This window comes from Chelativorans sp. Marseille-P2723, from assembly GCF_902809845.1.
GTDB lineage: Bacteria > Pseudomonadota > Alphaproteobacteria > Rhizobiales > Rhizobiaceae > Chelativorans.
Window position 1 is genome coordinate 1,132,391 of sequence record NZ_CADDWI010000008.1, and the last position, 26,134, is coordinate 1,158,524.

28 protein-coding genes are annotated in these 26,134 nt (G+C 59.2%); 20 read left to right on the forward strand and 8 right to left on the reverse strand.

Annotated elements, in window-relative coordinates; translation table 11 throughout:
• Nucleotides 1–185: 185 nt before the first annotated feature.
• Nucleotides 186–662 carry a 30S ribosomal protein S9 gene (gene rpsI, locus HUS57_RS07090; protein ID WP_173932152.1) on the reverse strand — a complete coding sequence of 159 codons (477 nt, stop codon included), beginning with the start codon at nucleotides 660–662 and terminating at the stop codon, nucleotides 186–188.
• Entirely contained in the window at nucleotides 655–1,128 is a 474-nt protein-coding gene (rplM, locus tag HUS57_RS07095) for a 50S ribosomal protein L13 (protein ID WP_173932153.1), read from the reverse strand. The genes rpsI and rplM overlap by 8 nt, the downstream gene beginning before the upstream one ends.
• A 318-nt stretch (nucleotides 1,129–1,446) precedes the next feature.
• Here rplM and HUS57_RS07100 point away from each other — a divergent pair, with 318 nt between their 5' ends.
• From HUS57_RS07100 to HUS57_RS07135, 9 genes are all read left to right on the forward strand, one after another.
• On the forward strand, nucleotides 1,447–1,917 hold the full coding sequence (locus HUS57_RS07100; protein WP_173932154.1) for a VOC family protein: 471 nt from the start codon (nucleotides 1,447–1,449) through the stop codon (nucleotides 1,915–1,917).
• The gene (locus HUS57_RS07105) at nucleotides 1,914–2,342 is read left to right on the forward strand and encodes a CoA-binding protein (protein ID WP_173932155.1); all 429 of its coding nucleotides are present in this window, start codon (nucleotides 1,914–1,916) and stop codon (nucleotides 2,340–2,342) included. Before HUS57_RS07100 ends, HUS57_RS07105 begins: the two co-directional genes overlap by 4 nt.
• Nucleotides 2,343–2,526: 184 nt before the next feature.
• Nucleotides 2,527–3,810 (forward strand): O-acetylhomoserine aminocarboxypropyltransferase, encoded by a 1,284-nt coding sequence (locus HUS57_RS07110; protein WP_173932156.1) that lies wholly within the window; start codon nucleotides 2,527–2,529, stop codon nucleotides 3,808–3,810.
• A gap of 108 nt (nucleotides 3,811–3,918) precedes the next feature.
• Nucleotides 3,919–4,722, forward strand: a complete 804-nt coding sequence (locus HUS57_RS07115) for a YdcF family protein (protein WP_173932157.1) — start codon at nucleotides 3,919–3,921, stop codon at nucleotides 4,720–4,722.
• 225 nt (nucleotides 4,723–4,947) lie between these two features.
• Nucleotides 4,948–5,076 (forward strand): hypothetical protein, encoded by a 129-nt coding sequence (locus tag HUS57_RS18085; RefSeq protein WP_281409284.1) that lies wholly within the window; start codon nucleotides 4,948–4,950, stop codon nucleotides 5,074–5,076.
• Nucleotides 5,077–5,313: 237 nt separating this feature from the next.
• The gene (locus HUS57_RS07120) at nucleotides 5,314–6,714 is read left to right on the forward strand and encodes an L-serine ammonia-lyase (RefSeq protein WP_173932158.1); all 1,401 of its coding nucleotides are present in this window, start codon (nucleotides 5,314–5,316) and stop codon (nucleotides 6,712–6,714) included.
• Between the two features lie 59 nt (nucleotides 6,715–6,773).
• Nucleotides 6,774–7,208, forward strand: coding sequence for a DUF1489 family protein (locus tag HUS57_RS07125; protein ID WP_173932350.1), 435 nt, complete (start codon nucleotides 6,774–6,776; stop codon nucleotides 7,206–7,208).
• Between the two features lie 38 nt (nucleotides 7,209–7,246).
• The gene (locus HUS57_RS07130) at nucleotides 7,247–7,978 is read left to right on the forward strand and encodes a VWA domain-containing protein (protein WP_173932159.1); all 732 of its coding nucleotides are present in this window, start codon (nucleotides 7,247–7,249) and stop codon (nucleotides 7,976–7,978) included.
• The gene (locus HUS57_RS07135; protein WP_173932160.1) at nucleotides 7,975–8,670 is read left to right on the forward strand and encodes a DnaJ domain-containing protein; all 696 of its coding nucleotides are present in this window, start codon (nucleotides 7,975–7,977) and stop codon (nucleotides 8,668–8,670) included. The genes HUS57_RS07130 and HUS57_RS07135 overlap by 4 nt, the downstream gene beginning before the upstream one ends.
• 15 nt (nucleotides 8,671–8,685) lie before the next feature.
• Here the strand turns inward: HUS57_RS07135 and HUS57_RS07140 are convergent, their stop codons facing one another.
• Nucleotides 8,686–9,945 carry a D-alanyl-D-alanine carboxypeptidase family protein gene (locus HUS57_RS07140; protein WP_246727766.1) on the reverse strand — a complete coding sequence of 420 codons (1,260 nt, stop codon included), beginning with the start codon at nucleotides 9,943–9,945 and terminating at the stop codon, nucleotides 8,686–8,688.
• Between the two features lie 582 nt (nucleotides 9,946–10,527).
• Here HUS57_RS07140 and clpS point away from each other — a divergent pair.
• From clpS to HUS57_RS07155, 3 genes are all read left to right on the forward strand, one after another.
• Nucleotides 10,528–10,878, forward strand: a complete 351-nt coding sequence (gene clpS, locus HUS57_RS07145) for an ATP-dependent Clp protease adapter ClpS (RefSeq protein WP_173932352.1) — start codon at nucleotides 10,528–10,530, stop codon at nucleotides 10,876–10,878.
• 8 nt (nucleotides 10,879–10,886) lie between these two features.
• Nucleotides 10,887–13,346 (forward strand): ATP-dependent Clp protease ATP-binding subunit ClpA, encoded by a 2,460-nt coding sequence (gene clpA, locus HUS57_RS07150; protein ID WP_173932161.1) that lies wholly within the window; start codon nucleotides 10,887–10,889, stop codon nucleotides 13,344–13,346.
• A 338-nt stretch (nucleotides 13,347–13,684) separates the two neighbouring features.
• Nucleotides 13,685–14,932, forward strand: coding sequence for an O-antigen ligase family protein (locus HUS57_RS07155; protein ID WP_173932162.1), 1,248 nt, complete (start codon nucleotides 13,685–13,687; stop codon nucleotides 14,930–14,932).
• Here the strand turns inward: HUS57_RS07155 and HUS57_RS07160 are convergent.
• The 5 genes from HUS57_RS07160 to HUS57_RS07180 form a co-directional block, all read right to left on the reverse strand.
• Complete coding sequence (locus HUS57_RS07160) at nucleotides 14,929–15,654, reverse strand: glycosyltransferase family 25 protein (protein ID WP_173932163.1); 726 nt, start codon at nucleotides 15,652–15,654, stop codon at nucleotides 14,929–14,931. The genes HUS57_RS07155 and HUS57_RS07160 overlap by 4 nt on opposite strands.
• A gap of 2 nt (nucleotides 15,655–15,656) precedes the next feature.
• Nucleotides 15,657–16,097, reverse strand: coding sequence for an HIT family protein (locus HUS57_RS07165; RefSeq protein WP_173932164.1), 441 nt, complete (start codon nucleotides 16,095–16,097; stop codon nucleotides 15,657–15,659).
• A gap of 85 nt (nucleotides 16,098–16,182) precedes the next feature.
• On the reverse strand, nucleotides 16,183–17,355 hold the full coding sequence (locus HUS57_RS07170) for a GNAT family N-acetyltransferase (RefSeq protein ID WP_173932165.1): 1,173 nt from the start codon (nucleotides 17,353–17,355) through the stop codon (nucleotides 16,183–16,185).
• A gap of 59 nt (nucleotides 17,356–17,414) precedes the next feature.
• Nucleotides 17,415–18,125 (reverse strand): glycerophosphodiester phosphodiesterase, encoded by a 711-nt coding sequence (locus HUS57_RS07175; RefSeq protein WP_173932353.1) that lies wholly within the window; start codon nucleotides 18,123–18,125, stop codon nucleotides 17,415–17,417.
• 11 nt (nucleotides 18,126–18,136) lie between these two features.
• A complete protein-coding gene (locus tag HUS57_RS07180) occupies nucleotides 18,137–18,601 on the reverse strand; it encodes a RidA family protein (protein WP_173932166.1) in 465 nt (154 codons plus the stop codon).
• A gap of 106 nt (nucleotides 18,602–18,707) precedes the next feature.
• On the opposite strand from HUS57_RS07180, the gene HUS57_RS07185 reads away from it, so the two are divergent.
• The 8 genes from HUS57_RS07185 (at nucleotide 18,708) to rseP (ending at nucleotide 25,971) form a co-directional block, all read left to right on the forward strand.
• Nucleotides 18,708–19,547, forward strand: a complete 840-nt coding sequence (locus tag HUS57_RS07185) for a cell envelope integrity EipB family protein (RefSeq protein ID WP_173932167.1) — start codon at nucleotides 18,708–18,710, stop codon at nucleotides 19,545–19,547.
• 187 nt (nucleotides 19,548–19,734) lie between these two features.
• Entirely contained in the window at nucleotides 19,735–20,556 is an 822-nt protein-coding gene (gene rpsB, locus HUS57_RS07190) for a 30S ribosomal protein S2 (protein WP_173932168.1), read from the forward strand.
• An 80-nt stretch (nucleotides 20,557–20,636) separates the two neighbouring features.
• Nucleotides 20,637–21,560, forward strand: coding sequence for a translation elongation factor Ts (tsf, locus tag HUS57_RS07195; protein ID WP_173932169.1), 924 nt, complete (start codon nucleotides 20,637–20,639; stop codon nucleotides 21,558–21,560).
• Between the two features lie 115 nt (nucleotides 21,561–21,675).
• A complete protein-coding gene (pyrH, locus tag HUS57_RS07200; protein ID WP_173932170.1) occupies nucleotides 21,676–22,428 on the forward strand; it encodes a UMP kinase in 753 nt (250 codons plus the stop codon).
• The gene (frr, locus tag HUS57_RS07205; RefSeq protein ID WP_173932171.1) at nucleotides 22,421–22,981 is read left to right on the forward strand and encodes a ribosome recycling factor; all 561 of its coding nucleotides are present in this window, start codon (nucleotides 22,421–22,423) and stop codon (nucleotides 22,979–22,981) included. Before pyrH ends, frr begins: the two co-directional genes overlap by 8 nt.
• An 89-nt stretch (nucleotides 22,982–23,070) precedes the next feature.
• A complete protein-coding gene (locus tag HUS57_RS07210) occupies nucleotides 23,071–23,787 on the forward strand; it encodes an isoprenyl transferase (RefSeq protein ID WP_173932172.1) in 717 nt (238 codons plus the stop codon).
• Between the two features lie 120 nt (nucleotides 23,788–23,907).
• Entirely contained in the window at nucleotides 23,908–24,735 is an 828-nt protein-coding gene (locus tag HUS57_RS07215) for a phosphatidate cytidylyltransferase (RefSeq protein WP_173932354.1), read from the forward strand.
• A 96-nt stretch (nucleotides 24,736–24,831) separates the two neighbouring features.
• Complete coding sequence (gene rseP / locus HUS57_RS07220; RefSeq protein WP_173932173.1) at nucleotides 24,832–25,971, forward strand: RIP metalloprotease RseP; 1,140 nt, start codon at nucleotides 24,832–24,834, stop codon at nucleotides 25,969–25,971.
• Nucleotides 25,972–26,134 lie beyond the last annotated feature (163 nt).

Below are 26,134 nucleotides of genomic sequence, written 5' to 3' on the forward strand. Positions count from 1 at the left end.
AGTTACGAAATCACAAGAGCCTCACCATTTCAGCAGTTCCAGAAATGCTGAAAATGATCCAGCCATCTGCCCAGGAAGAGGATGCCGGCTCACGAACTTCCAGCGTTCTTTGTGCGCCCTCTGCAAGAGGGTAACAAAAAAGCGGGCCCGAAAGCCCGCTTTCCCAAAACCATCGGTAAGATGGCCTAACGCTTGGAGAACTGGAAGGAGCGGCGAGCTTTGGCGCGACCGTACTTCTTGCGTTCGACCACGCGCGCATCACGGGTGAGAAAACCATCCTTTTTCAGCACCGCACGCAGTTCCGGCTCGTAGAAGGTAAGTGCACGGGAAATGCCGTGGCGCACTGCGCCCGCCTGACCGGAAAGGCCGCCGCCGGTGACAGTGGCGACGACATCGTATTGACCGGTACGATTGGCAGCAACGATCGGCTGTTGCAGGATCATCTGCAGCACCGGACGAGCAAAATACTCTTCGAATGCCTTGCCGTTGACGGTGATCTTGCCCGTGCCGGGCTTCACCCAGACCCGCGCGATGGCATTCTTGCGCTTGCCGGTGGCATAGGCGCGGCCGTGGGCGTCCAGCTTCTGGACATGAACCGGTGCTTCGGTTGCGGCAGTTCCAGTCGCGGCGCCGAGATCCTGGAGGGAATTGAGTTCAGCCATATACCTTGACCTTTGTGTTCTTTCTGCTCATCGCCGCCACATCGAGCTCTTCCGGCTGTTGTGCCTCATGCGGATGGTCCGGCCCCGCATAGACGCGCAGGTTCTTCATCTGCCGGCGGCCAAGCGGACCGCGGGGGATCATGCGTTCCACTGCCTTCTCGACCACGCGCTCCGGGAAGCGACCCTCGAGGATCTCGCGCGCCGTGCGCTCCTTGATCCCGCCGGGATGGCCGGTGTGCCAGTAGTACTTCTTGTTCTGATATTTCTTGCCTGTGAAAATCACCTTGTCGGCATTGACGACAATGACATTGTCGCCATCATCGACATGTGGAGTATAAGTGGGCTTGTGCTTGCCGCGCAGGCGGGTGGCGACGATGGTGGCGAGGCGGCCGACGACCAGTCCTTCGGCGTCGATCAATATCCACTTTTTCGTCACTTCCGCAGGTTTCTGCGAGAAGGTTTTCATTTGTCCTATCCGCTTTCTGGGACCTTGCGAGGTGCAAGGCGTTTCTTGTTGCTTGTTTCGATAGCCGAAAACGACGCTCGAAAATCCGGCAAATGCCATGATTGTCGGCTTATAGGGGCCGCCTGGAAACGTGTCAAGCATGAAAGATGGAGGAATGTGCGAAAATTTCCTGAAAATACAACATCTTAAAGATGGGGTATCGAGATACCTCATATGCTGCTGTTCTCCTCTTAAGTGCCGGCGTTCACCTGTCCGTTTTCCTGGCTGATCTTCATGCCGTTCCATGATAGATTTGCACGCGAAGCTGGGTGGAGGCCGATGAAGCTTGAACCGCGCGTCTCGATAGTTACGATCGGTGTTGACGATCTGGACCGCGCTACCCGCTTCTATGAATCGATGGGGCTTGAGCGTAACAAGCGGATCACCGAAGGCGTCTCGTTTTTTCAAATGGGCGGGATAATCCTGGCATTGTGGCCGCGGGGGGAGATGGCAAGGGACGTCGCCGGCGATGACGGGGTGGCTACCCGCAGCGGCAAAGAGCGGGCAAGCGCTTCCGGTCCAGGCGTTCCCGACATCGTGCTCGCCTACAACACGCGCGCCGAAGCCGACGTGGCACTGATTCTCAAGGCGGCGGAAAAGGCGGGCGGGCGTATGGTCAGGCCTGCCGCGCGGGCTTTCTGGGGTGGCGTTCAGGGCTATTTCGCCGACACGGAAGGCAACCTCTGGGAGGTTGCCCACAATCCTGCCTTTCCCATCGACGCCGAAGGGCGCATCAGGCTGCCGGAATGAATCACGATTCGTATAGCGACGCCTATGTGGCGGACATCTTGAATACAGTAAGGCGCATTGCTGTCGTCGGCGCATCGATCAAGCCGGAGCGGCCGAGCTTCTCGGTGATCTGCTTTCTGGTTGCAAAGGGCTATCGCGTCTTCCCCGTCAATCCGGGACATGCAGGCAAGCAGATCGCGGGCGCTCGGGTCTATGCCTCGCTTGAGGAATTGCCAGAGCCTGTGGACATGGTGGATGTCTTTCGTAGGTCGAGCGCCGTTCCGGGCCTAACCGACGCAATCCTGGCCATGAAGCCGTTGCCGCAGGCCGTCTGGATGCAGCTTGACATTCGCGATGATGCTTCCGCCGCGAGGCTGGAAGAGAAGGGGATCAAGGTGGTCATGAACCGGTGCCCCAAGATCGAGTATGATCGGCTCTTAAGCTGAAACCTGCCGCAAGAGCAAAGATCTTATCGTGGTAAAGTTGTCTCTGGCTCCGTGTTTTCAGATTTTCGCCACGCGCCAGCATTGATTTCTTCTCAGATGCGGATCTTTGAGATCAAATCTCCTTGCCGCCTGCGCAGCCGGCTGTATTGATGGCACGGAATCTTGATGCCGAAGGAGGAATTCCATGAACGAGCGAACGCCCGGATTCAACACGCTTGCTGTCCACGCCGGCGCCCAGCCCGATCCCGCTACAGGCTCCCGCGCGACGCCGATCCACCAGACCACCTCCTATGTCTTCAACGACGTGGAGCACGCTGCTTCGCTCTTTGGCTTGCAGGCTTTCGGCAACATCTACACCCGCATCACGAACCCCACCCAGGCGGTGCTGGAGGAGCGGATCGCCGCGCTCGAAGGGGGCACCGCGGCCCTTGCTACGGCCTCGGGGCACGGCGCGCAACTTCTCGTCTTCCACACGATCATGCGCCCAGGTGAAAACTTCATTGCCGCCAAGAAGCTTTATGGCGGGACAATCAACCAGTTCGGCCACGCCTTCAAGAACTTCGGATGGGAAGTGCGCTGGGCAGATCCGGACGATATCGACAGCTTTGAACGTCAGATCGACGACAAAACCCGCGCCATCTTCGTCGAGAGCCTGGCTAATCCGGGCGGCACTTTCGTTGACCTGGAGAAGGTCTCCCAAGTGGCCAAGCGCCACGGGCTGCCCCTGATCGTCGACAACACCATGGCCTCGCCCTACCTGCTGCGTCCCATTGATTTTGGCGCTGACATCGTCGTGCATTCCCTTACCAAGTTCATGGGCGGCCACGGCAATTCGATCGGCGGCGCGCTGGTTGATTGCGGCACTTTCGACTGGTCGAAATCCGGCAACTATCCCATGCTGTCGGAGCCAAGAACCGAATATGCCGACATGGTCCTCCACGAGACCTTCGGGAACATCGCCTTTGCCATTGCCGCCCGCGTGCTCGGCCTACGCGATTTCGGCCCCGCCATTTCGCCCTTCAACGCCTTCATGATCCTGACCGGCATCGAAACCCTGCCGCTACGGATGCAGCGCCACTGCGACAACGCCCAGAAGGTGGCTGAATGGCTGAAGGACCATCCGGCTGTCGCCTGGGTCTCATATCCCGGCCTGCCGGATGATCCCAACTATGAGTTGCACAAAAAATATGCACCCAAGGGCGCCGGCGCTGTTTTCACCTTCGGGCTGAAGGGCGGATATGACGCCGGGGTGAAGGTAGTCGAGAATGTGGATCTCTTCTCGCATTTGGCCAATATCGGCGACACGAAGTCCCTGATCATTCATCCGGCCTCCACCACGCATCGTCAGTTGTCCGACGAGCAGAAGATCGCTGCTGGAGCCGGACCGGACGTCGTCCGCCTCTCGGTCGGCATTGAGGATGTGGATGACATCATTGCCGACCTAGAACAGGCGCTGGCGAAAATATAAGCCACTCTCCATCAATCGGCGGAGCCGGGGATAAATGCCTGGCTCCACCGAAAGCAGCAACCTTACCCTTCTGTCACCCATGGCCTTGAGCTTTCCGGGACTGGCGAAGTGTTTCATTTTGCATCGGCAATTTTCTGGACGCTGGCGCAGCCTGTAAACCTCGCCGCTCTGCTCATTGCATCGTCTGTTGCGGCGGGATTCTTGCAATGGCGGAAGACCGCGCTCGCCTCAGGTTGCCTGAGCGTCCTGGTCCTGTTCCTCTCCGGGTGGACAACCTTGGGGGCACTGCTTCTGCACCCGCTGGAAGAGCGTTTGCAAGGCCCTGTTCCACCGCCGGAGCGGGTGGATGGAATTGTCGTGCTGGGAGGAGGATTCGAAGGTGCGATAAACCTTGCGCGCGGTGGTTACGAGCTGAATGCCAGCGGCGACCGTTTCGTGGAGACGGCCATTCTTGCGCGCCGCTATCCGCAAGCGCGAGTGCTCGTTTCCGGTGGCTCGGGCTCGGTTTTCCTGGACGGTGAGGGCGATGCGGATACGGCGCCGCGCCTGCTTGAAGCGCTCGGCGTTGCGCCAGAGCGTATCCAGATCGAGAACAGATCCCGCGATACGTTTGAAAACGCCAGGTTCTCGCTCGCTATAGCCCGGCCACAGCCGGGGGAAACCTGGCTTCTTGTAACCTCGGCCTTTCACATGCCGCGCGCGATCTGCGTGTTCCGCAAGGCCGGATTTCCAGTGGTTGCCTGGCCCACGGATTACAAGACCTCCGGGCGCGAGCGGGCTGGCCTTGCGGAAGACAATACGCTCGATTCCATCCGCAACGTTACTGTCGCCATGCGTGAGTGGCTCGCCCTTGCCGCATACAGGGTGAGCGGACGCAGCGACTGCATATTGCCGTCCTCCCGTACGGGGTAGAAGAGCGCCCGGATTCTCCGCGCCGTATTCGTTGACGATTTACGACTGTCTGTAACCATCTAAGTGACTGATTTAATATTGCATATCAACGGCTGACGGCTGCGTATGTCCAGGCCGTGCCCACGTTCCGCCCTTTTTCCGGTTGCGTTGTAACAGGGTTGAAGCTATCCGGGCCCGGCGCTGGCCGCTATAGGCTGGCGCGGTACAACGACATATAGGGATTCCATGGACGACACCGTTCAGAAGTCGTGCTGGGGCGTTGCCGCTAAGGCGGCACTCGGTCTCGTCGGTATCATCCTTCTGGCCTGGCTTTTCGTTGGCAGCGACCCAGTCGCCCTCGTTGCAGCAGGCTGAACCAAATCAGTTATCGAGATCTTCAGGGGCGCGGCTTCAAGGCTGCGCCCCTTCGGCTTTCAGCTTTGATTGGGTGGGAACCGGCCTAAAAAGCGGGAAGCGGAATTCATCCGCTCATAAATTTTCGCTGCATGTTGAAGGGCGTCCGCTTTGGCGAGCTTGCCATTGCCTGTCCTGACGCGCATATCCGGGATGAAACACGGGCCATAAGAGCCGTTCCCGCTGCCGGAGTTGACCATGTTCCTTTCCGTATTCGACCTCTTCAAGATCGGCATCGGACCGTCAAGTTCCCATACGATGGGGCCGATGGTGGCAGCGGAACGTTTTCTGCGGGAAATTGCGGAAGGCGAGTGGCCGCGGCCCGCAGGGGCGAAAATCGCGAGGCTCGCGGTCAGCCTGCATGGCTCCCTTGCCTTTACCGGAATCGGGCACGCCACCGACCGGGCGGTGATACTTGGGTTGCAGGGGCTGACACCGCTCACCGTCGATCCGGACGCGGCTGATGCCGTTCTGGAGCGAATCAGGCGCACCCGCCTGCTTTCGCCGCCTGGCCATGGAGAATACGATTTCGATCCCGATAGCGACCTCGTCCTGGACAGGAAGACGCCGCTTCCTGGTCACGCGAACGGCATGGCATTCAACGCCTTTGACGCAGAGGATCGGCTCCTTTTACGGCGGCTCTACTATTCCATAGGGGGCGGCTTCGTCGTCTCGGAAGAGGAATTGCAGGCGCGAAAGGAGACGAAGGGGCCAGCGGTCGACCGCAACGTGCCCTATCCGTTTGCCAATGCAGGCGAGATGCTCGCGCAGGCAGGATCGAGCGGCCTTTCAATTGCCGAGATGAAAAGAGCCAATGAACTTTATTATTGCAGCGGCGAGGATCTTGATGCCGGCCTGGACCGGATCTGGCAGGCGATGCTGGGCTGTATCGAGCGCGGGCTGACTCAGGAGGGCATATTACCGGGGGGCCTCAATATCCGGCGCCGCGCGAGCGGCCTGCATAAAAAGCTTGAGGAAGAATGGCGAAGCAACCGGCCAAACCCGCTTGCGGCAAATGACTGGCTCTCCGTCTATGCCATGGCCGTGAATGAGGAAAATGCTGCTGGTGGGCGTGTCGTCACCGCTCCTACCAATGGAGCTGCGGGTGTCGTGCCTGCTGTTCTGCGCTATTGGCAGCGTTTCCACCCCGACGCGGATGCGAAGGGAGTGCATGACTTTCTCCTGACTGCGGCTGCGATCGGCGGCATCATCAAGCACAATGCTTCCATCTCCGGCGCCGAAGTTGGCTGTCAGGGCGAGGTGGGGTCTGCCTCGGCGATGGCGGCTGCGGGCCTTGCGGCGGTAATGGGCGGCACGCCGGAGCAAGTGGAGAATGCCGCCGAGATCGCGCTGGAACATCATCTCGGTATGACTTGCGATCCGGTGGCGGGGCTCGTCCAGGTGCCATGCATCGAGCGTAATGCCCTGGGGGCGGTGAAAGCGGTGACGGCGGCTTCGCTCGCGGTAAAGGGGGACGGCAAGCACTTTGTTTCACTCGATGCTGCCGTCGAGACTATGCGTCAGACCGGCCTCGACATGAACGAGCGCTACAAGGAGACGAGCCTCGGGGGGCTTGCAGTCAATGTGGTGGAGTGCTGAGTGTTGTGCAAGGCGATGCTTGCATTGACCCGGAAGCCGATCTTCCAAACGGTGCGGCCATGACGCTCCATCTGATAAAGTTGTGCGTTGGTTGTGGAAGCCCTGACGAACTTCAGGAATGGATAAAAAGTCGCCTCGATGAAAAGCGCAGACGAGGCGAACCCGCGGAGCACCTTCACACCACGCGGATGACTCCAAAGAGAACGGGGGAACTCACCAGGGGAGGCTCCTTATACTGGGTGATCCGCGGTTCGGTGCAATGCCGTCAACGGCTACTTGAAATTCGCCCTTTCACCGATGCTGAAGGCATTTCGCGCTGCCATCTGGTGCTTGAACCGGTGCTGATCTGTACGGAATGGCAGCCACGGCGGCCTTTCCAGGGGTGGCGGTATCTGAAGGCGGAAGACGCCCCGCCCGACCTGGAAGCCAATTCAGATACCTCTGAGTTGCCGAACCATCTGCGCTGTAAGCTGACTGAACTCGGCCTGCTTTAGCCCTTGCCAGCAGGCATTCTGAGGCACATCTTCTCAGCATGAACGAGAGGAAGGCCCCGGTCGAAACCGGGAGGAAAGCAGAGGTCTCCACCCCACGTGCGGATAGAAGCGCGATCGATGCCTTTGTGCGACAGGCCAGAGCTCTGGCCGTCTCCGGAAAAAAGGAGGGACGGGTCATTCTCGCTCTTGATGCGACGATGAGCCGGCAGCCGACCTGGGATCTTGCTTGCGAGATCCAGGCGCAGATGTTCGATGCCGTCGGCAGGGCAGGAACCCTCAATGTGCAACTCGTTTATTATCGCGGGTTCGGAGAGTGTGCCGCCTCGCGCTTCGTATCCGATACGGCAGCGCTGAAGCGGCTGATGTCGCGGATCGATTGCCGCGGCGGCCGCACGCAGATCGGCAAGGTTCTCTCCCACGCGCTGAAGGAGAATGGACGCGGCAAGGTGAACGCGCTTATCTTCATCGGTGACGCGATGGAGGAGAACGTGGATGAGTTGGCTGCACGCGCCGGAGAACTTGGCTTGAAGGGTGTGCCGGTCTTCCTCTTTCAGGAAGGCTCTGATCCGGCGGCAACCAGCGCATTCAAGGAGATTGCCCGGCTGTCCCGAGGTGCGTGGTTCCGCTTCGACCAAAATTCCGCTGATACCCTGGCAAAGCTGCTGGGATCTATCGCCGTATTTGCAACAGGCGGGTTGACTGCGCTGGAGGCGCGGGGACGTCCGGAAGATCGACTCATGATAGAGCATCTGAACCGCCGCAAGCCATGACGGTGCCCTTCGCATTCTTTGCGATTCTTCTTGTTGCGGCGCTTGCCACGTTTGCCCTCACGCGGGCAAGCCCGGCTCGCGTGGCTTCCGCGATCCGTCTTGCCGGTCCGATCGTGCTGGGGATTGCCGGTATAGTGATGCTCTTCGCAGGCAGGGCAGGGCTTGGCGGAATGCTGCTTTCAGGAGCGGCTGCCTGGTTCGGTTCGAGCCGGATGCGTTTGGGCTCGCGTCCCTCGCCAGGTTACAAGTCCAGCGTCCGTTCCGCCGCCCTGGAGATGCAACTAGACCACGACACGGGAGCGCTCGAAGGGGTGGTGCTGGCTGGGCGTCATGAGGGGCGCAGATTGAGCGCGATGAGCCTTGAGGATCTGCTATCCCTGCGAACCGAGCTGGCAGGGGACGAAGAAAGCCTCCAGCTACTGGAAACGTATCTTGACAGCCGGTTCGCCGCCTGGCGCGAAAACCTGAACGCGGACCAGAACCGCCGGCAGAGAGGCTCGCCAGGCTCGAGCCGCATGACCAAGGAGGAGGCTTACGAGATCCTTGGTCTTGAAGCCGGTGCGTCTGCGGCGGAAATCCGAAAGGCGCACCGCCGTCTGATGCAACGCCTCCATCCGGACATGGGTGGCTCCGCCTTTCTTGCGGCTCGCATCAACGAAGCACGGGACGTTCTGCTGTCGGAACATCAGTAGCACCCTCTACGGACGTCAGTTCTGAACAGCGTAGCAGTCGACGTTTTTCCGCTTCAGGGAAGTGCAGGCATCCCAGGCTGCTGTCTTGCTCTCGAAGCCGCCGAAGCGAGCCCGGTAGTAGGTCTTGCCTTTCAGCACGAAGACTTCGGTAAAGGGTGTGGCATCAGCCAGCAGGGACGAAGCTTGCTCAGCGGTATGGGAAAGCACTTTGCGGGCGTCCTCCTCCGTCGGCGCGGAGGCTACCTGAATGACCCAACCCTTTACCGGAGTGGAAGCGGTCTTGAGTTCGTCGAGATCGCCGCCGGAAACGATGGCTTCGGCCAGCGCTGCCTTGACGGGCGTTGGTGCTTGCTCCGCGTAGGCAGTGACCGGTACCTCCGGCTTCTCCTGGGGCAGCGGAGCCCGGCCAGGCAGGACGACGCCGGCTTTCCGGCTCGCAGCAGATGCTATGACCGGTGTGACGGTGGTCCCCTTCGCCACCAGAAGCTTTTCGCTGCCAGTGGAAGCATTGGGCAGGGTACGCTTGATTAGGTCGGCCATGTGTGCGTCGCGGCTGCGGGCCGTCCTGCCGCCCATGACCACGGCAACGATCGAGCGCCCGCCGGTGGAAACCGACGTCACGAGGTTGAAGCCGGAAGCCCGGATATAGCCGGTCTTGATGCCATCAACGCCTTTCACGCTTCCCAGCAGATTGTTGTGGGTGTTGATGCGACGGCCGGCGAAGGTGAAGGAACGGGTCGAAAAGTAGTCGTAGTACTGGGGGAAGTGCTCGCGCAATGCGATGCCGAGCCGCGCCATATCACGGGCGGTCGTCTTCTGCTCGCTGTTCGGCAGGCCGTGAGCATTGCGGAACGTTGTGGAATTCATTCCGAGCTGTCGTGCCTTGGCTGTCATCATCCTGGCGAAGTTTTCTTCCGATCCACCGATGAATTCGGCCACAGCCGTAGAAACGTCATTTGCCGAGCGCGTGACGAGCGCCTTGATAGCCTGGTCCAAGGTGATGCTGCCGCCTGCCTTTACGCCGAGCTTCGTCGGCGGCTCCGAAGCCGCCTTGCGTGAGAAGGTCACAGGCGTGTTCTTGTTGATGCGACCCGAAGACATCGCCTCGAAGACCATATAGAGGGTCATCATCTTGGTGAGGGATGCCGGATAGCGCGGAGCATCGGCGCTGTCTTCATAAAGCACCTTCCCCGTCTTGGCATCGATGACGATCCCTGCATATTTCGGGTTTGCCGCGGCTGGAGCTGCCGCGATCCCGGCGAGAGTTGCTGCCATGATAGCCGTCATGGCAAGCTTGAGAATTTTACTGGTTGGCCTTCTCAAAGCCGCAAACGCCTGACGCACAACGGAACCCTTTTCGCTCAAAGCCACTTCTTCCACGCGTAAGCGCAGACTCCTTTTTGCGACGCTACGAGCGGTGCCGTTACCAATTCGTTAGGGTTTGGGTTTTCTTGACGGAAAAAGTCGAAGGCAAGGTTCATTTTAGGCTCATTTTATCTTTTTGGTTGTCCGGGAGCTTCTGCCTGAACACGGCAGGTTGTTATTCGCGATTATTGTTCAACTGTGGACATTGCGTGGCATGCGCTCAAAAAACGCACCTTTGAAAAAGCGGCTGCGCCTTCTACATAAGGAACACACGGGCCTGCTCAGGTCGGACCGGTCAGATTGGCCCGGGTTGGGGTGACGGCGATTGCGGCCAGGCGGCAGATGGGCGCTCCCCAGAAAATTGACGAGAAGGGTGACGCAATCCGTATTGTCACTACGCCAGAAGGGCTTAAAATTGTCGTTCGAGCACCTACATGCAGCAGCCAGGATGGGTGCGGCGAGATGGGACGAAGGACGATCGGCGAGAACAAGATGTCAAGTGACGCTTTGCGGATGAGCCGTAGCGGCGATGAGGGCAACGGCACTGGGCGCGGCACTGCGGTCATCACGCGCACTCGAACGAAGACCAAGAAGCCAAGTCTTTACCGCGTGCTGCTATTGAATGACGACTATACGCCAATGGAGTTCGTCATTCACGTACTGGAGCGTTTCTTCCAGAAGGACCGTGAAGCAGCGACGCGGATCATGCTGCATGTACACAATCACGGCGTCGGCGAATGCGGCGTCTACACATTCGAGGTGGCCGAGACAAAAGTATCTCAGGTCATGGATTTTGCCCGTCAGCATCAGCATCCGCTGCAATGCGTGATGGAGAAGAAATGAGGTAATGGATGCCGGCTTTCTCCCAGGGCCTGGAACGCGCGCTTCACCAAGCGCTGACCTATGCCAATGAACGCCACCATGAATATGCGACGCTGGAGCATCTGCTTCTGGCGCTGCTCGACGACAATGATGCGGCCACAGTCATGCGGGCGTGCAACGTCGATCTCGATGAGCTGAGGCGTACTGTCCTCGACTATATCGACACCGAGCTCGACAATCTCGTCACCGGCTATGATGAGGATTCCAAGCCCACAGCCGGTTTCCAGCGAGTCATCCAGCGGGCGGTGATCCACGTACAGTCTTCAGGCCGCGAAGAGGTTTCGGGTGCGAACGTGCTTGTAGCGATCTTCGCCGAGCGCGAGAGTCATGCTGCCTATTTCCTCCAGGAACAGCAGATGACCCGCTATGACGCGGTCAACTATATCAGTCACGGGATTGCCAAACGTCCCGGCGCTTCGGAGTCGCGCACGCCCCGCGGAGCCGACGAGGATCAGGCAGGCCCTGCGGCGGGCGCGGAGACGGAGGATGGGGCCAAGAAGAAACAGCAGCAGGATGCGCTGTCGGCTTACTGTGTCAATCTGAACGCGAAGGCGCGGGCAGGCCGGATCGACCCCTTGATTGGCCGGGAGGCGGAAATCAATCGCACCATCCAGGTGCTGTGCCGCCGTTCCAAGAACAATCCGCTCTATGTGGGCGATCCCGGTGTGGGCAAGACCGCCATTGCCGAAGGCTTGGCCAAGCGCATTGTGGAGGGTGACGTGCCGGAAGTTCTGGCAGACGCCACCATCTTTGCCCTCGACATGGGGACGCTGCTTGCTGGAACGCGCTATCGCGGTGACTTCGAGGAACGGTTGAAGCAGGTCGTGAAGGAACTGGAGGATTTCCCCGGTGCCATCCTGTTCATTGACGAGATCCATACGGTGATTGGCGCGGGCGCGACCTCAGGCGGGGCGATGGATGCCTCCAACCTTCTGAAGCCGGCGCTCTCTTCCGGAGCGATCCGCTGCATAGGCTCGACCACCTACAAGGAGTTCCGTCAGTTCTTCGAGAAGGACAGGGCGTTGGTTCGCCGCTTCCAGAAGATCGACGTGAATGAGCCGACGGTGGATGATGCCATCGAGATCATGAAGGGGCTGAAGCCCTATTTCGAGGACTTCCACCGCGTCAAATACACGAACGACGCCGTGAAGGCGGCGGTCGAGCTATCGGCGCGCTACATCAGTGATCGCAAGCTGCCGGACAAGGCCATTGACGTGATCGACGAGACCGGCGCTTCGCAGAAGCTGCTGCCCCAGTCCAAGCGGCGCAAGGTGATCACCGTGAGGGAGATCGAGAACACGATAGCCACCATGGCGAGGATTCCACCCAAGACCGTCTCCGCGGATGACGAGAAGGTGCTTGCCGGGCTGGAGGTCGAGCTTAAGCGTGTGGTATACGGTCAAGACCAGGCGATCGAGGCGCTTGCCTCGGCGATCAAGCTTGCCCGCGCCGGTCTGCGCGAGCCCGAGAAGCCCATCGGCTCTTATTTGTTCTCCGGTCCGACCGGTGTCGGCAAGACCGAGGTGGCAAAACAGCTCGCCGCTTCCCTCGGCGTGGAGCTTCTGCGTTTCGATATGTCGGAGTACATGGAGCGCCACACGGTCAGCCGCCTCATCGGCGCGCCTCCGGGCTATGTCGGGTTCGACCAGGGCGGGCTGCTGACGGACGGCGTTGATCAGCATCCGCATTGCGTGCTGCTTCTCGACGAAATCGAGAAAGCGCATCCGGATCTATTCAACATTCTCCTGCAGGTGATGGACCACGGCAAGCTAACCGACCACAACGGCAAGCAGATCGACTTCCGCAATGTCATCCTTATCATGACGACCAATGCGGGTGCCGCCGATCTCGCCAAGCCGGCGATCGGTTTCGGTTCCTCCAAGCGCGAAGGCGATGATATGGAGGCGATAAACCGCCTCTTCTCACCCGAGTTCCGCAACCGGCTTGATGCCATCATACCCTTCGGGTCGCTGCCTGTTCCGGTGGTACATCAAGTCGTGCAGAAGTTCGTCATGCAGCTTGAGGCTCAACTTGCCGAGCGCAAGGTCACCTTCGACCTGTCCGACGAGGCGGTGGCATGGCTTGCCGACAAGGGTTATGACGAGCGCATGGGTGCGCGCCCTCTCGGCCGCGTGATTCAGGAGCACATCAAGAAGCCGCTGGCTGAAGAAGTGCTGTTTGGAAAATTGAAGCGCGGTGGGACCGTGAAGGTGACGGTCGAAAAGAACGAAGCGGGCGAGGCCGGTCTGAAGCTGGAGATCATCCCCGACGACCAGCCGGTCAGGCCTAAGCGGGAGGCGCCGCAGCCTAAGGGCGCCGGTTCAAAGCGGCCCGCGGCGAAGAAGACGAAGGCGAAGGCAAAACAACCGCCGGTAAGCAAGGAGCCTCCCAAACGCAGTCTCGTCCCGCAACTGCCGCGTAAGGGCTGAGCGGGACCAGCTATACGGACGCAAGGCGCGAGACGAAAGTTTCGCGCCTTTTTCGTTCTGCTGAATCTGGGGGGAATGGGCTGTTTTCCAGTTGCTCAAGCAGGGCCGTGACCTTGCAGCAACTATCGTAAAGCGGACGACAGAGGCAGCGTGACGAGACCTGCGCAATTCAGCTGCTTGATGGACATAACCTAGCTTCCCGCCATATGCTGAATTTGTCGCTTCTTTCAGCTTCATCCTGACCATTTTGCCCATCAAAGGCGGCCAGCACACAGGGAAAATCAGTGGAAACGGACCTCAAGATGAGAAGGCGTTTAAAGCCACATGGAAAACGCCCAATGCTCCGTTTCCTCCTTTGGCGCAGACATTATGATCCGCTGTTGCTTGCGGCAGCGATGGCATGCCTGGTGTCGAAGATAAGAGCCGATATCGTCATTTTCGGGTTTTTCCTTACTGTCGGTCTTTACCTGATCGCCGTCAGACACCGTTCGCTGCGTTATATCGATCCGGTATATGCGACAGGATCCTGCCTTTACGGAATCGGCGCGATTGTCCTGGGGGTCGCTCATTGGAATTTTCCCGACGAGATACGCTGGATCGGCTATCCGGTTTATCTCATGCTCGGCATCGCCTTTTTCCCCAGCGTAACCCTTGTAAAGGATCCGCTTCGGCAGATTGTATTGGGCTCGCGGGTGGGGCTGGCACTTGCCGTCTTCATTGGCGTTCTGGAAGTTTTGGCAGGCGGGGAACGGATGGGTCTTGGAGGCAATGCCGCCAATACAGCCTTCGTGATTGCGGTGGCCGGCGTATTGGCCCGCATGCAAGTGCCTTCCCCGCCGCGCCTCTTGCCGAATTCACGGCTCTGGTTTTACCTTGCGGCGTTTGCTGTGATCATGACCGGCACCCGATCTGTTCTGCCGATTTTCCTCTTAGGGCTGCTCTTCGATATTTTTGCATTCCGCCGCCAACTGCTCGATGGGATACTCCGCTTTCCATTGAAGGGGCTGGCGGCATTCGGCATCGTCCTCGCAATGGGCTTCACAGCGATCGGTTACGAACTGTCGAGTTCCATTGCCAACCGTTTCGAATACACCCTGACGGAGTTTGATTCGGCGTTACACTTCAATGAGGGACGGCAAGATCAGGAATTGACTGGATTGTCGATTCGGCTCGTACTCTGGCAACAGGCGTTAGACGTCATCAGCCATTATCCAATCCTTGGCAGCGGCGGTGAAAGCAGCATGGAGGAAATCCAGCTTGGGATACCGCCGGATCAGCGCCCCATCTTTGCCCACTACATTCACGTGCACAACTTCATCCTGGACGAGCTTCGCATTCGAGGCAGCCTGGGCCTTGCGCTCATGCTGGGATTCTTTGTTGCGGTAAGTTGGAAGCTTTGGGCGAGCGGCTTGCCTGAAATCCGCCAGGCGCTGGTGCTTTTCCTGGTGTCGCTCACAACCTACGGCTCACTACACGGAGTGCTCCTGGCGGACCGCAACATTGCTTTGATTGCGATATTCCTGACGATGATGCTGCTGCACTTGCAGAAAGTCGAGTTCTGGGGGAGGGTTCGGAAAGCCTCTTAGTTGAAAGCTGCGTAAAGCGCCCGCCTAATATAATCCTGTCCGCGGAAAAGGGCGGTGGGAAGCCGCATGTAGAAGGGAAATTTCGTTTTGCTGTAACCCCCTATCGTGGAGGTCCGGCTTGCTGGTTTCAGCAGCGGTATCTGCGTGACATAGACGCGCGCTCCGTGCGCCCAGTCACGCTCAAGCGCTATATCGAACGGCAGGAACATGGGCAGCGTTCTTGCCAAAAGCTTGCGCGCTCCTTCCAGGGAGACGAGATAGCCCATTGATGACCCCATAGGCCCATGGATACAACGGCCAACGCTGTCACCCACGTCGGTCCTGACCTTGTGGATAAAGCCTTTGGTTCGGTGATTGTACAGCTTCACGATATCAGGCTGGGGGCTGAGCCGTGTGCATGCCTCGACGCGGGCTGCAAAATCAGGAAGGAAGTCGGCATCGTCTTCCAGAATGACGGCGAATGGCCACTCCGCCTCTGCTACCCGGCGAAGGGCGCGAAGATGGCTCATATAACATCCATATTCGCCACCCATCGGCCTGCGCCCGTGCCAGAGCTGAAACTTTCTGACGTCAAGTTCCTTGCGCTCATGAGGCTGAAGAGCATTGCCGTCCATGGCGGCAACTCTTTCCGGGACAATTCTCAGTTCAGCGGCACGCGCCGACAGCCCATCCCACCGGTCGGGGGAACGGTCGAGATTGATGACCAGTACAGGAATGTCCACGATCAGCCTTCCGGTTCGTTCTCCAGCGCCTTGCGTATCTTGCTCGCATTCTCTGCCAGCACCTCCTGGTTTTCCATCTCTCCGGTATGCGGGCGCAAGGCTACGCCTGCAAAGCGGGGTAGGACATGGAAGTGCAGGTGAAAGACGACCTGTCCGCCTGCCGATTCGTTGAATTGCTGAATGGTAAGTCCGTCAGCCTCGAAGGCCTTCATTGCGGCGCGACCGACCCGGCGGACCGTGCGCATGACGGCCGAAAGTGCCTCGTCATCGACATCGAGCAAATTGCGAGCGGGCCGTTTGGGGATGACAAGGCAATGCCCTGTGCCACGGGGCATGATGTCCATAAAGGCGAACGTTTCCTCATCTTCGAAGATCTTGTGCGCGGGCAGTTCGCCGCGGAGGATCTTTGCGAAGGGATTGGCCTCGTCGTAGCTGGCTGTCATTTTTCGCCCTCGTTTCCGATTGTGTTGGTGCGATGTTTGTTGGCGATGGCTGCGCCGTCAAGGCGGAACAATCTTTGTGTTCTTCTTAAGACCTGCGATAGGGCGTGTGCTCTGCGAGCATCTCACCGACGATCTCCACTTCGTGGCGCTCGTGGTCAAGATAGTTTGCAACAGCTCGCCTGAGGCCGGGATGGGCGATGTAGTGGGCGGAATGTGTCGTCACCGGAATATAGCCGCGGGCCAGCTTGTGTTCGCCCTGCGCCCCGGCCTCCACGCGCTTGAGGCCCCTTCCAATGGCGAATTCGATTGCCTGATGATAGCAAACCTCGAAATGCAGGAAGGGGTGATGCTCAATGCATCCCCAGTTGCGGCCGTAGAGCGTGTCGCCGCCAATGAAGTTGATGGCACCAGCGATGTAGCGCCCGGCGCGTTTGGCCATCACCAGCAGAATGTCGTCAGCCATGCGCTCTCCTATGAGGGAGAAGAAGCGGCGGTTGAGATAGGGGCGGCCCCATTTGCGGCTGCCGGTTTCCATGTAAAATCCAAAGAAGTCGTCCCATACGGCTTCCGTCAGGTCGCGCCCCGTCAGCCAGTCGATGGTGATTCCAGCCTCGCACGCGGTGCGCCGCTCCTTCTTCAACGCCTTACGCTTGCGCGAGGTGAGAGTGCCCAGAAAATCATCGTAGGAACGGTAATCCTGATTGAAGAAATGGAACTGCTGGTCCGTCCGCCGCAAGAAGCCGGCTTCCGCCAGCACCTCTGCCTCGTCCTGGGGTGCAAAGGTAACATGTAGCGAAGAAACGCCAAGCCGATCTGCCACCATCCGCAGCCCTTCCGCCAACGCTTGGCGAACGGCATCCTTGTTGGCCATGCGACTTGCAAGTAGGCGTGGCCCGGTAGCGGGGGTGAAGGGTACAGACACCTGGAGCTTGGGATAATACCGCCCACCGGCGCGCTCCAGCGCATCCGCCCATCCATGATCGAAGACATATTCGCCCTGGCTGTGTGACTTTAGATAACAGGGCACGGCGCCGAGCAGCGTTCCGTCGGCGTCTTCAAGACGAAGATGCTGGCCGAGCCAGCCGGTCCCGCGTGTGGCACAGCCGCTTTCCTCCAACGTCTTCAGGAAGTCATAAGAGATGAAGGGATTGTAATCGGCGCTTCCGGAGGTGGCGCCAGCCAGACTCGCCCATTCCTCCCTGGAAAAGTCGTCGAGGCTTTGCGCTATCGCAATAGTGGCTGCCTGGCTGGTTTTCATTGCGGTCCGGAAATCCAATATCTCCGAACATAGGCGAAATGGGCGAGGCTTTCACCCGTTCAAGGATCGAATCCTTCGAAAGTCATCTGATCGGCATAGCGGAGGGTCTTCTGTGCATCTTCGGCGTTACGGACCGTCCACGTGATAACGGGTAGTGAAAGGCGCTCACGAACGAAGCTGACGAACGCATTGGGCAGGTTGGAGACGTCATAGGAGACGAAGGATAGGCCATTTGCAAGCATGGAGAAATGGGCTTCCATATCGGAGGGCGAGGACCCGGTGGCGGTCAAGCCAACCGGCAGGTTACCGCTTTTCCGGCCCAGATCGCGGACAATCCAGTGATCGAAGGACATCAGGGCGGCGTGGCCCTTATAGCTTGAGAGACTGCCGAGAACTGCATCCACCAAGCCGGTATCGTGACCGGCGACGCCCTTCAGTTCGATGATAAGCGGGACGGCGCCTGAGACCAGTTCAAGTAGCTGCGAGAGCGTGGGAACCTGCTCGGCTGTGCCGCCGACACGCAGCGCTCCCATTTCGGCTGACGTCCTTTGCCAGATGCGACCATCCCCGCCCGTAAGCCGTGCTAGCTCTTCATCATGGAAGACTACGGGAACTCCGTCCGACGCCAGATGCACGTCGCACTCTATCGTGTAGTTGCGCTCGACGGCTGCCCGAAAGGCTGCGCGGGTGTTCTCCCATCGAGTCTTGTTCATATCATGGAGCCCGCGATGCGCGATGGGCCGGGAAGTCAGCCAGGAAAGCTCTCCCACGGTTGCGTTCATCAGTCGATCTCTATAATCGCTTCAATCTCGACGGGAGCATTCATCGGCAGCGAAGCCGTGCCGACGGCCGAGCGAGCGTGGCGGCCCTTGTCGCCGAGCGCAGCGACAAGAAAATCCGACGCGCCGTTGGCAACAACATGCTGCTCAATATAATCAGGGGTTGATGCGACGAATACGGTGATCTTCACGATTCGCCGGATGCGTTCCAGATCGCCCAGTGCAGCTTGTGCCTGGGCAAGCACGTTGACCGCGCACCATTTTGCCGCCAGCTTGCCAGCCTCTGTCCCAAGTTCGCGGCCAAGCAGACCCATGGCCATCAGCCTGCCGTCCTTCATTGGTAGCTGTCCGGACGTGATGAGCAGATTGCCCGTTTCCACGCACGGAACATAGTTGGCAACGGCCTTGCCAGGCTCAGGAAGCTCCACTCCAAGCTCAAGCAAACGTTTCTCTATCGTGTTCTTCATTGAACTCCTCGCAGATGGCCATGCATGATACTTCTAGCGCATGGCGAACTTCTCAGTGACTGACGGGGACGATTTTTATAAAACGCCTCCACAACGGAGATTTCCCATGTGCCTGTCATCCCGCGCCTTGTTCGCGATCATACCACTGCTCAGTCTCACCGCTTCTGCTGCAGCGGATGCTCGAACCCTTCTACCGCACAGGGCGGTCTACGATCTTGCGCTGGCCGATACAAATGACGAATCGGACATCCAGCAACTAACCGGCCGGTGGGTTTTCGAGTTCTCCGGCACCTCATGTGAAGGCTATACCCTTCAGTCCCGTATTGTCATGCGTTTTGAGATGACTGAGGGAACGAGCGTTATTGATCAACGGGTAATGAGCTTCGAGGATGCGGAAGGGGATACGTTCCGCTTCGTCACGCGCTCTTTCATCGACCAGGAGTTGGAGAACGAGGTCAGGGGCACTGCAAGAAGGGAGCCGTCTGGCACGCTGATTGAATATCAAAGACCGGAGCGGAAGAAGGTTTCCCTCGCGCCGGTTCTCTTCCCCACCGCGCAGCTTCGTGAGCTCCTGGACAAGGCGGAGGCCGGTGAGCGCTTCTATGAAAGCGCCATATTCGATGGCACGGAATACGCCGAAGCTCCTGTCCTTGTTTCGGTCGTGGTCGGCCAGCCTGCGCCTGTAGCTGAGAGCGACCCGGAAAAGGCGGTGCTGGGCGCGCTCGCATCGGCAGAGTTCCGGCCGGTCACAGCGGCCTATTTCGACGGCAAGGAAGCAGGAGAAGGTGAGGAGACGAGCGACTACAACGTCAGCTTCAAACTCCATGAAAGCGGAATTCAGCGCGACATGGTGATTCGATACAGGGACTACTCCATGACCGCCAGACTCACCAATCTTGCGCTGTTTGAGCCGGATGAGGAATGCAGCGTAGAGGACGCCCGCTGAGGACAAAAACCCTGGCGGGAAAGGCGTGCAAAAGCCTAGATGGCTTGCATTTGCCTGTATATAGCTCTATATGCGCGGCCATTCCACACGCGGACTTTGGGTTTCAGCCGGAAGACATCTGGCGGACACCTCCGGTGGCGCAATCGCGCCTGCGGTCCGCGGAGGCTCAACCGGAAAGGATTATGCAATGGCTTTGCCAGACTTTAGCATGCGTCAGCTTCTCGAAGCGGGCGTACACTTCGGACACCAGACTCATCGTTGGAACCCCAAGATGGATCCATACATCTTTGGTGCCCGTAACAACATCCACATCATTGATCTGAGTCAGACGGTGCCGCTTCTGCACCAGGCCTTGAAGACGGTGTCGGACACCGTGGCCAAGGGCGGTCGTGTGCTGTTTGTCGGAACGAAGCGCCAAGCTTCCGATATCGTTGCCGATGCGGCGCGACGCTGCGCCCAATATTATGTGAACTCGCGCTGGCTGGGCGGCATGCTCACCAACTGGAAGACGATTTCCAATTCCATCCAGCGCCTGCGCCGGCTCGATGAGATGCTGGCTGACGAGAGCTTGCGTTTCACCAAGAAGGAGCGGCTCAATCTGGAGCGCGAGCGCGATAAGCTGGAGCGCGCGCTCGGCGGTATCCGGGACATGGGCTCAACTCCGGATATGATGTTTGTGGTCGATACCAACAAGGAAGCGATCGCTGTTCAGGAGGCGCGGCGACTGGGAATCCCGGTGATCGCCATCATCGATTCGAACTGTGATCCGGACCTCGTCGACTATCCGATTCCTGGTAATGACGACGCTGCTCGCGCTATCGCCCTTTACTGCGATCTGATTTCCAAAGCGGCCATCGATGGTATTGAACGCCAGCAGGGCGCGCTCGGCATCGACCTGGGCGGATCCGTAGAGGCACCGGCGGAGCCTGCGCTGGATGAGCCGACCACCGAAGCTGTCCCTGCGGGAGAAGTGCAGGCCGAGGAAGCTGCGGCGCAGGCCAAGGAATAAAGATCAATTGGACAGGGAAGGACAGCCGTCCTTCCCCTTTCTGGGGCGGGCCCTCGAAACCCGGATATGAAGAGGCGAAAATGAGCATTTCAGCAGCACTGGTCAAGCAACTGCGCGACATGACGGGCGCAGGCATGATGGATTGCAAGACCGCGCTGTCGGAGACCAGCGGCGACCTTGAGGCTGCGGTCGACTGGTTGCGCAAGAAGGGCATTTCCAAGGCTGACAAGAAATCCGGCCGCACCGCAGCGGAAGGACTGATCGGCATCGCATCCGGGACAGACAGCGCCGTCATGGTCGAGGTCAATTCCGAGACGGATTTCGTGGCCCGCAACGAGGCGTTTCAGGATCTGGTCCACGCCATTGCCGATGCGGCGCTCGCTACTGCGGGCAGCGTGGATGCGGTTGCGGCAGCAACGCTTTCCTCTACTGGAAAAGCGGTGTCGGACTCCATTCGTGACGCAATCGCCACCATTGGTGAGAATATGGAACTGCGACGTGTCGCCAAGCTGAGTGTCGGCAAGGGCGTCGTTGCGACCTACGTCCACGGCGCCGTCGCAGACGGCCTCGGCAAGATTGGCGTCCTCGTTGGCATTGAGACCAAAGGCGATGTGGAAGCCGCGCGCAAATTCGGACGCCAGGTTGCCATGCATGTGGCCGCGACCAGCCCGCTTGCTCTGACCGAAGCGGATGTTGACCCAGCCCTGGTGGAGCGCGAGAAGGCGATCTTTGCGGATCAGGCCCGTCAGTCCGGCAAGCCGGAGAATATCATCGAGAAGATGGTCGAAGGCCGCCTGCGCAAATATTTTGAAGAGGTGGTCCTCTTGAAGCAGGCTTTCGTCATCAACCCGGATCTGACCGTTGAGAGCGCGCTCAAGGAAGCCGAGAAGGAAATTGGCGCGCCGGCCAAGATCACGGCTTTCCAGCGGTTTGCGCTCGGTGAGGGCGTGGAGCGGGAAGAAGCGGATTTCGCCGCGGAAGTTGCTGCTGCGGTGAAGAGCTAGGGTCCTCACTTACGAGGTATGAATGAAGGGCGCCGCGTGACAACGCGGCGCCCTTCGTGTAGCCAGACCAGGCAGAGAAGTGCTGGCCGGCAGTCTAGCCAGAAAAGAGGAAACCGTGAACCCACGTTACCGGCGCGTTGTCCTGAAAGCCTCCGGTGAAGCCTTGATGGGAAAGCAGGGCTTCGGCATCGATGTTGCCGTCGTCGACCGTTTAGCCGCCGACATCGCTGATGCGCGCTCTCTTGGAGTGGAGGTGGGCGTCGTCATCGGCGGCGGCAATATTTTCCGCGGCGTGGCCGTCGCTTCCAAGGGGGGTGACCGGGTGACCGGCGATCATATGGGCATGCTCGCCACGGTGATAAATTCGCTGGCACTTCGCACCTCGCTTGTCAAGATCGGCGTAGATGCAGTCGTGTTGTCAGCCATCGCCATGCCGGAGCTGTGCGAAAGCTTTTCGCAGCGGAAGGCCATGAGCTACATCAACCAGGGGAAAGTGGTGATTTTCGCCGGAGGGACCGGCAACCCCTTTTTCACGACTGATTCGGCGGCTGCTCTTCGCGCGGCGGAGATCGGTGCGGATGCTCTTTTCAAGGGCACGCAGGTGGATGGCGTCTATTCGGCCGATCCGCACAAGGACAGGAACGCCGTGCGCTACGAGCATGTCAACCATGAACAGGTCCTACGGGAGGGACTCGCCATCATGGATACGGCGGCGATTGCCCTTGCGCGGGAGAACAACATTCCGATAATCGTTTTCTCCATACATGAGGAGCGTGGCTTCGGCGCGATCCTGCGTGGTGGCGGCCGTTGCACTGTCGTCAGCAACAGCCCGGCACCCTCGAGCAAGAAGGAAACCAGAGATGCCTGACGGTGTTGATTTCAATGATCTGAACCGGCGCATGGACGGCGCGGTAAGTGCCTTCAGGCAGGATATTGCCTCGCTCAGGACCGGCCGCGCCTCCGCCAACTTGCTTGATCCGGTGCATGTTGATGCCTATGGGGCCTCCATGCCGGTCAACCAGCTTGCTACGATTTCGGTGCCGGAGCCGCGTATGATCTCCGTCTCGGTTTGGGATCAGGGTCTGGTGCAGGCGGTGGACAAAGCGATCCGAGAAGCCAATCTCGGCTTCAATCCCATTGTTGAAGGCACCACCTTGCGCATTCCGCTACCCGAACTCAACGAGGAGCGGCGCAGGGAATTGGTGAAGATCGCTCATCAATATGCGGAGAACGCCCGCGTGGCGGTGCGCCATGTCCGCCGAGATGGCATGGAGCATCTCAAAAAGGCCGAAAAGGACGGGGAGATCAGCGAAGACGAACTGCGCATCCAATCCGACAGGGTGCAGAAGATGACGGATGAAAGGATCGCCGCCATCGACGCGCTTCTGGACGAGAAGGAAGTGGAGATCATGCAGGTCTGAGTGCCTGTCGTGCGTGGCCTGCCTGTAACGATCCTCAAAGGGGCGTCGGCCCGCTTGCCGCGGACCTTGGAACCGAGAGGTAACATGCGGTGAAGCCCGCGCATATCGCGATCATAATGGATGGCAATGGGCGCTGGGCGCGCGCGCGTGGCCTGCCGCGAACAGCTGGACACCGCGCGGGCGTTGAAGCATTGCGGCGGACCGTTCGTGCTGCTGGCGAAATGGGCGTTGAATGGCTGACGGTCTATGCCTTCTCCTCGGAGAACTGGTCGCGCCCCAAGGCAGAGGTATCGGACCTCATGGGGCTTCTGCGGTTGTTCATCCGGCGCGATCTGGCCGAATTGCACCAGAACGGGGTACGTGTCCGTGTCATTGGAAGCCGTGAGGGCCTGGAGCCTGATATTGCAGCATTGCTCGTGGAGGCGGAAAGCCTGACTGCGCAGAACACCAACATGAATCTGATCGTCGCCTTCAACTATGGCGCCCGTGACGAGATCCTGCGAGCCGCCCAGGCGCTTGCTGCCGACGCTCTGGCGGGGCGCTGTGATCCCGCGCTGATCACACAGGAGGATTTCGAAGCGAGGCTCGACACGGCAGGAATGCCGGAGCCTGATCTCATCATACGCACGAGCGGCGAACAGCGTCTGTCCAACTTTCTCTTGTGGCAAGCGGCTTATGCGGAGTTTGTGTTCCTGCACTGCAATTGGCCGGATTTCAGCGAAGACGACCTTGCCGCTGCGATTCGAGTCTTCGAGGAGAGGGAGCGTAGGTTCGGCAGCGTGGCTCAGCAGGAAGCAGTCTCTTGAGGCCTGCTGTCCAACGAGGAATCATGTTTCCTGCGGTGAGAAGGGAGGCGGTCCGGACTTGACGCATTGGGATGCCAGTATGGAGTTCCGTCCGTGACCGGTGACACTGCGCAGGCCGGAATGAGTGGGAGCGGCCAGCGGAATTTGCGGCTGCGTATCATTTCGGCCGTTATTCTTGGAGCGGGCGCGCTGGCTTTAACCGTTGCGGGTGGCCCGGCTTTTCGCATCTTTACTGCAGCTCTTTCGCTCCTCATCTTCTACGAATGGACAGCAATGGGTGGTGCAGGAAGCCGCCGGGTTGCGATGATTGCATGGGCCGGGCTTGTGGTGGCTCTGGTGGCGATGCTTATGGGATTTCCCGCTCTGCTTCCATTCGCCTTACTCACCGCTGCGGTCCTTATCGTTCTACTTTTCTCCTGGCTTGCAGGCAGCGGCATCTGGACGGCCGGCGGGCTTGTCTATGCCGGCGCACCGGGGCTTGCGCTTGCCAATCTGCGTGGAGCGGACGAGGCAGGATTGATAATCATCCTTTTCCTCTACGCCGTGGTGTGGACAACCGACACTCTGGCCTATTTCACCGGCCGGGCGCTCGGCGGGCCGAAGCTTGCACCATCCATTTCCCCGGGCAAGACATGGAGCGGCGCCATCGGTGGAACGATAGGAGGCGCGGCCGCAGGAGCGGTGGTGCTGTGGCTCTTGGGTTCAGCGTTTTCGCTCGTCCTCGCCCTTTTTCTCGCCGTTCTTCTGTCGGTGGTATCGCAAGCTGGTGATCTTTTCGAATCTGCAATGAAGAGGCGCCGCGGCGTGAAGGATTCGGGATCGCTCATCCCCGGCCATGGCGGTGTGATGGACAGGGTGGATGGGCTTGTTGCCGCGGCTGTTCTTCTCTATCTGATGGTTGCGCTCTTTTCGCCCGGGCACACGCCCACAGGTTTCGTATCGGCCTGAATAATGGTCGGAGTGGCGTAATGCTTCTGTCACGGAGTCGCCGCCTTTTGACGGAAATTGGCAGAACGTGATGAATTCACGTCAAGGGACAAAAGCTTGGGTGATATAGCTGGCTCATTACTCGGACTGGTCGAGTTCCTTTTGGGAACCATCGTCCCGTTTCTTTTCGTTCTCACGGTCGTCGTTTTCGTACACGAGCTGGGGCACTATCTCGTCGGCCGCTGGTGTGGCATCGGCGTCCAGGCATTCTCTATCGGTTTCGGTCCGGAGATTGCAGGCTTTACGGATCGCAAGGGGACACGCTGGAAGATTTCCGCAATTCCCCTGGGTGGCTATGTCAAGTTCGTGGGGGATGTCAGCTCCACTAGCCAGCCGGATCCGGCAAGCCTGAAAAAGCTGACGGATACGGAGCGCCGTTCCGCCTTCCATCTCCAGCCGGTATGGAAAAGGGCGGCGACTGTCTTTGCTGGCCCCTTCGCCAATTTTTTGCTCACCGTCATGGTTTTCTCCATCATGTTCGCCATGTTCGGCCGCTATGTGGTCGAACCCATGGTGGCCGAAGTCCGTCCCGGCAGCCCTGCCGCTGAATCCGGCATCCTGCCGGGCGATCGCTTCATCTCAGTCGACGGCGTGAGAATCGAGACCTTCGGCGACGTACAACGCATTGTCTCCGGGCGCGCCGGTGATCCGCTGGTTTTCGTCATGGAGCGGGACGGGCAGCAGTTCCGTACGACAGCCACCCCGGAACTCACTGAGCAGCAGGATGCGCTCGGCAACACCATCCGCATCGGCATCATCGGCGTGGTCAACAACCAGGAAGTGGGGCAGCCGCGCCAGATCGAATATGGTCCGCTGGAGGCCGTCGCTGCCGGGGTCGAGGAAACATGGAGCATCATCGTGCGGACCGGGCAGTTCATGAAACGCCTGGTTGCCGGCCGGGAAGACCGTTGTCAGCTTGGCGGTCCAGTGAAGATCGCCGACATGGCAGGTCGGGCTGCAAGTCTGGGCTTTGAATGGCTTGTTCAGCTTGTCGCGCTGCTTTCGGCGGGCATCGGCATCCTCAACCTTTTGCCCATCCCCCCGCTTGATGGCGGCCACCTCCTGTTTTACGGAATGGAGGCGGTCATGCGCCGGCCTGTACCAGAGCAAGTGGTGGAGGTGGTCTACCGGGCGGGAATGCTGATGGTTCTCATTTTTATGGGTTTCGTCTTCTGGAACGATCTGTTTGGATGCTGAAACATCTGCGATTCCCGATGTACAAAGGAAAGGTTCGCGCAGGGATGTTGTTGAGGCGCCGTTTACCACGTCCGTCAATAGCGTGGCGCGAAAGACACGCATCGGGGTACAGGTAAGCACAAATTAACCAGAAACCTTGCGTGTGTGGAATTTCCGGCTAATA

Coding starts and splice junctions, on each gene's coding strand:
- rpsI (WP_173932152.1), bottom strand. CDS start 662: ATGGCTGAACTCAATTCCCTCCAGGATCTCGGCGCCGCGACTGGAACT.
- rplM (WP_173932153.1), bottom strand. CDS start 1,128: ATGAAAACCTTCTCGCAGAAACCTGCGGAAGTGACGAAAAAGTGGATA.
- HUS57_RS07100 (WP_173932154.1), top strand. CDS start 1,447: ATGAAGCTTGAACCGCGCGTCTCGATAGTTACGATCGGTGTTGACGAT.
- HUS57_RS07105 (WP_173932155.1), top strand. CDS start 1,914: ATGAATCACGATTCGTATAGCGACGCCTATGTGGCGGACATCTTGAAT.
- HUS57_RS07110 (WP_173932156.1), top strand. CDS start 2,527: ATGAACGAGCGAACGCCCGGATTCAACACGCTTGCTGTCCACGCCGGC.
- HUS57_RS18085 (WP_281409284.1), top strand. CDS start 4,948: ATGGACGACACCGTTCAGAAGTCGTGCTGGGGCGTTGCCGCTAAGGCG.
- HUS57_RS07120 (WP_173932158.1), top strand. CDS start 5,314: ATGTTCCTTTCCGTATTCGACCTCTTCAAGATCGGCATCGGACCGTCA.
- HUS57_RS07125 (WP_173932350.1), top strand. CDS start 6,774: ATGACGCTCCATCTGATAAAGTTGTGCGTTGGTTGTGGAAGCCCTGAC.
- HUS57_RS07130 (WP_173932159.1), top strand. CDS start 7,247: ATGAACGAGAGGAAGGCCCCGGTCGAAACCGGGAGGAAAGCAGAGGTC.
- HUS57_RS07135 (WP_173932160.1), top strand. CDS start 7,975: ATGACGGTGCCCTTCGCATTCTTTGCGATTCTTCTTGTTGCGGCGCTT.
- HUS57_RS07140 (WP_246727766.1), bottom strand. CDS start 9,945: ATGGCAGCAACTCTCGCCGGGATCGCGGCAGCTCCAGCCGCGGCAAAC.
- clpS (WP_173932352.1), top strand. CDS start 10,528: ATGTCAAGTGACGCTTTGCGGATGAGCCGTAGCGGCGATGAGGGCAAC.
- clpA (WP_173932161.1), top strand. CDS start 10,887: ATGCCGGCTTTCTCCCAGGGCCTGGAACGCGCGCTTCACCAAGCGCTG.
- HUS57_RS07155 (WP_173932162.1), top strand. CDS start 13,685: ATGCTCCGTTTCCTCCTTTGGCGCAGACATTATGATCCGCTGTTGCTT.
- HUS57_RS07165 (WP_173932164.1), bottom strand. CDS start 16,097: ATGACAGCCAGCTACGACGAGGCCAATCCCTTCGCAAAGATCCTCCGC.
- HUS57_RS07170 (WP_173932165.1), bottom strand. CDS start 17,355: ATGAAAACCAGCCAGGCAGCCACTATTGCGATAGCGCAAAGCCTCGAC.
- HUS57_RS07180 (WP_173932166.1), bottom strand. CDS start 18,601: ATGAAGAACACGATAGAGAAACGTTTGCTTGAGCTTGGAGTGGAGCTT.
- HUS57_RS07185 (WP_173932167.1), top strand. CDS start 18,708: ATGTGCCTGTCATCCCGCGCCTTGTTCGCGATCATACCACTGCTCAGT.
- rpsB (WP_173932168.1), top strand. CDS start 19,735: ATGGCTTTGCCAGACTTTAGCATGCGTCAGCTTCTCGAAGCGGGCGTA.
- tsf (WP_173932169.1), top strand. CDS start 20,637: ATGAGCATTTCAGCAGCACTGGTCAAGCAACTGCGCGACATGACGGGC.
- frr (WP_173932171.1), top strand. CDS start 22,421: ATGCCTGACGGTGTTGATTTCAATGATCTGAACCGGCGCATGGACGGC.
- HUS57_RS07215 (WP_173932354.1), top strand. CDS start 23,908: ATGAGTGGGAGCGGCCAGCGGAATTTGCGGCTGCGTATCATTTCGGCC.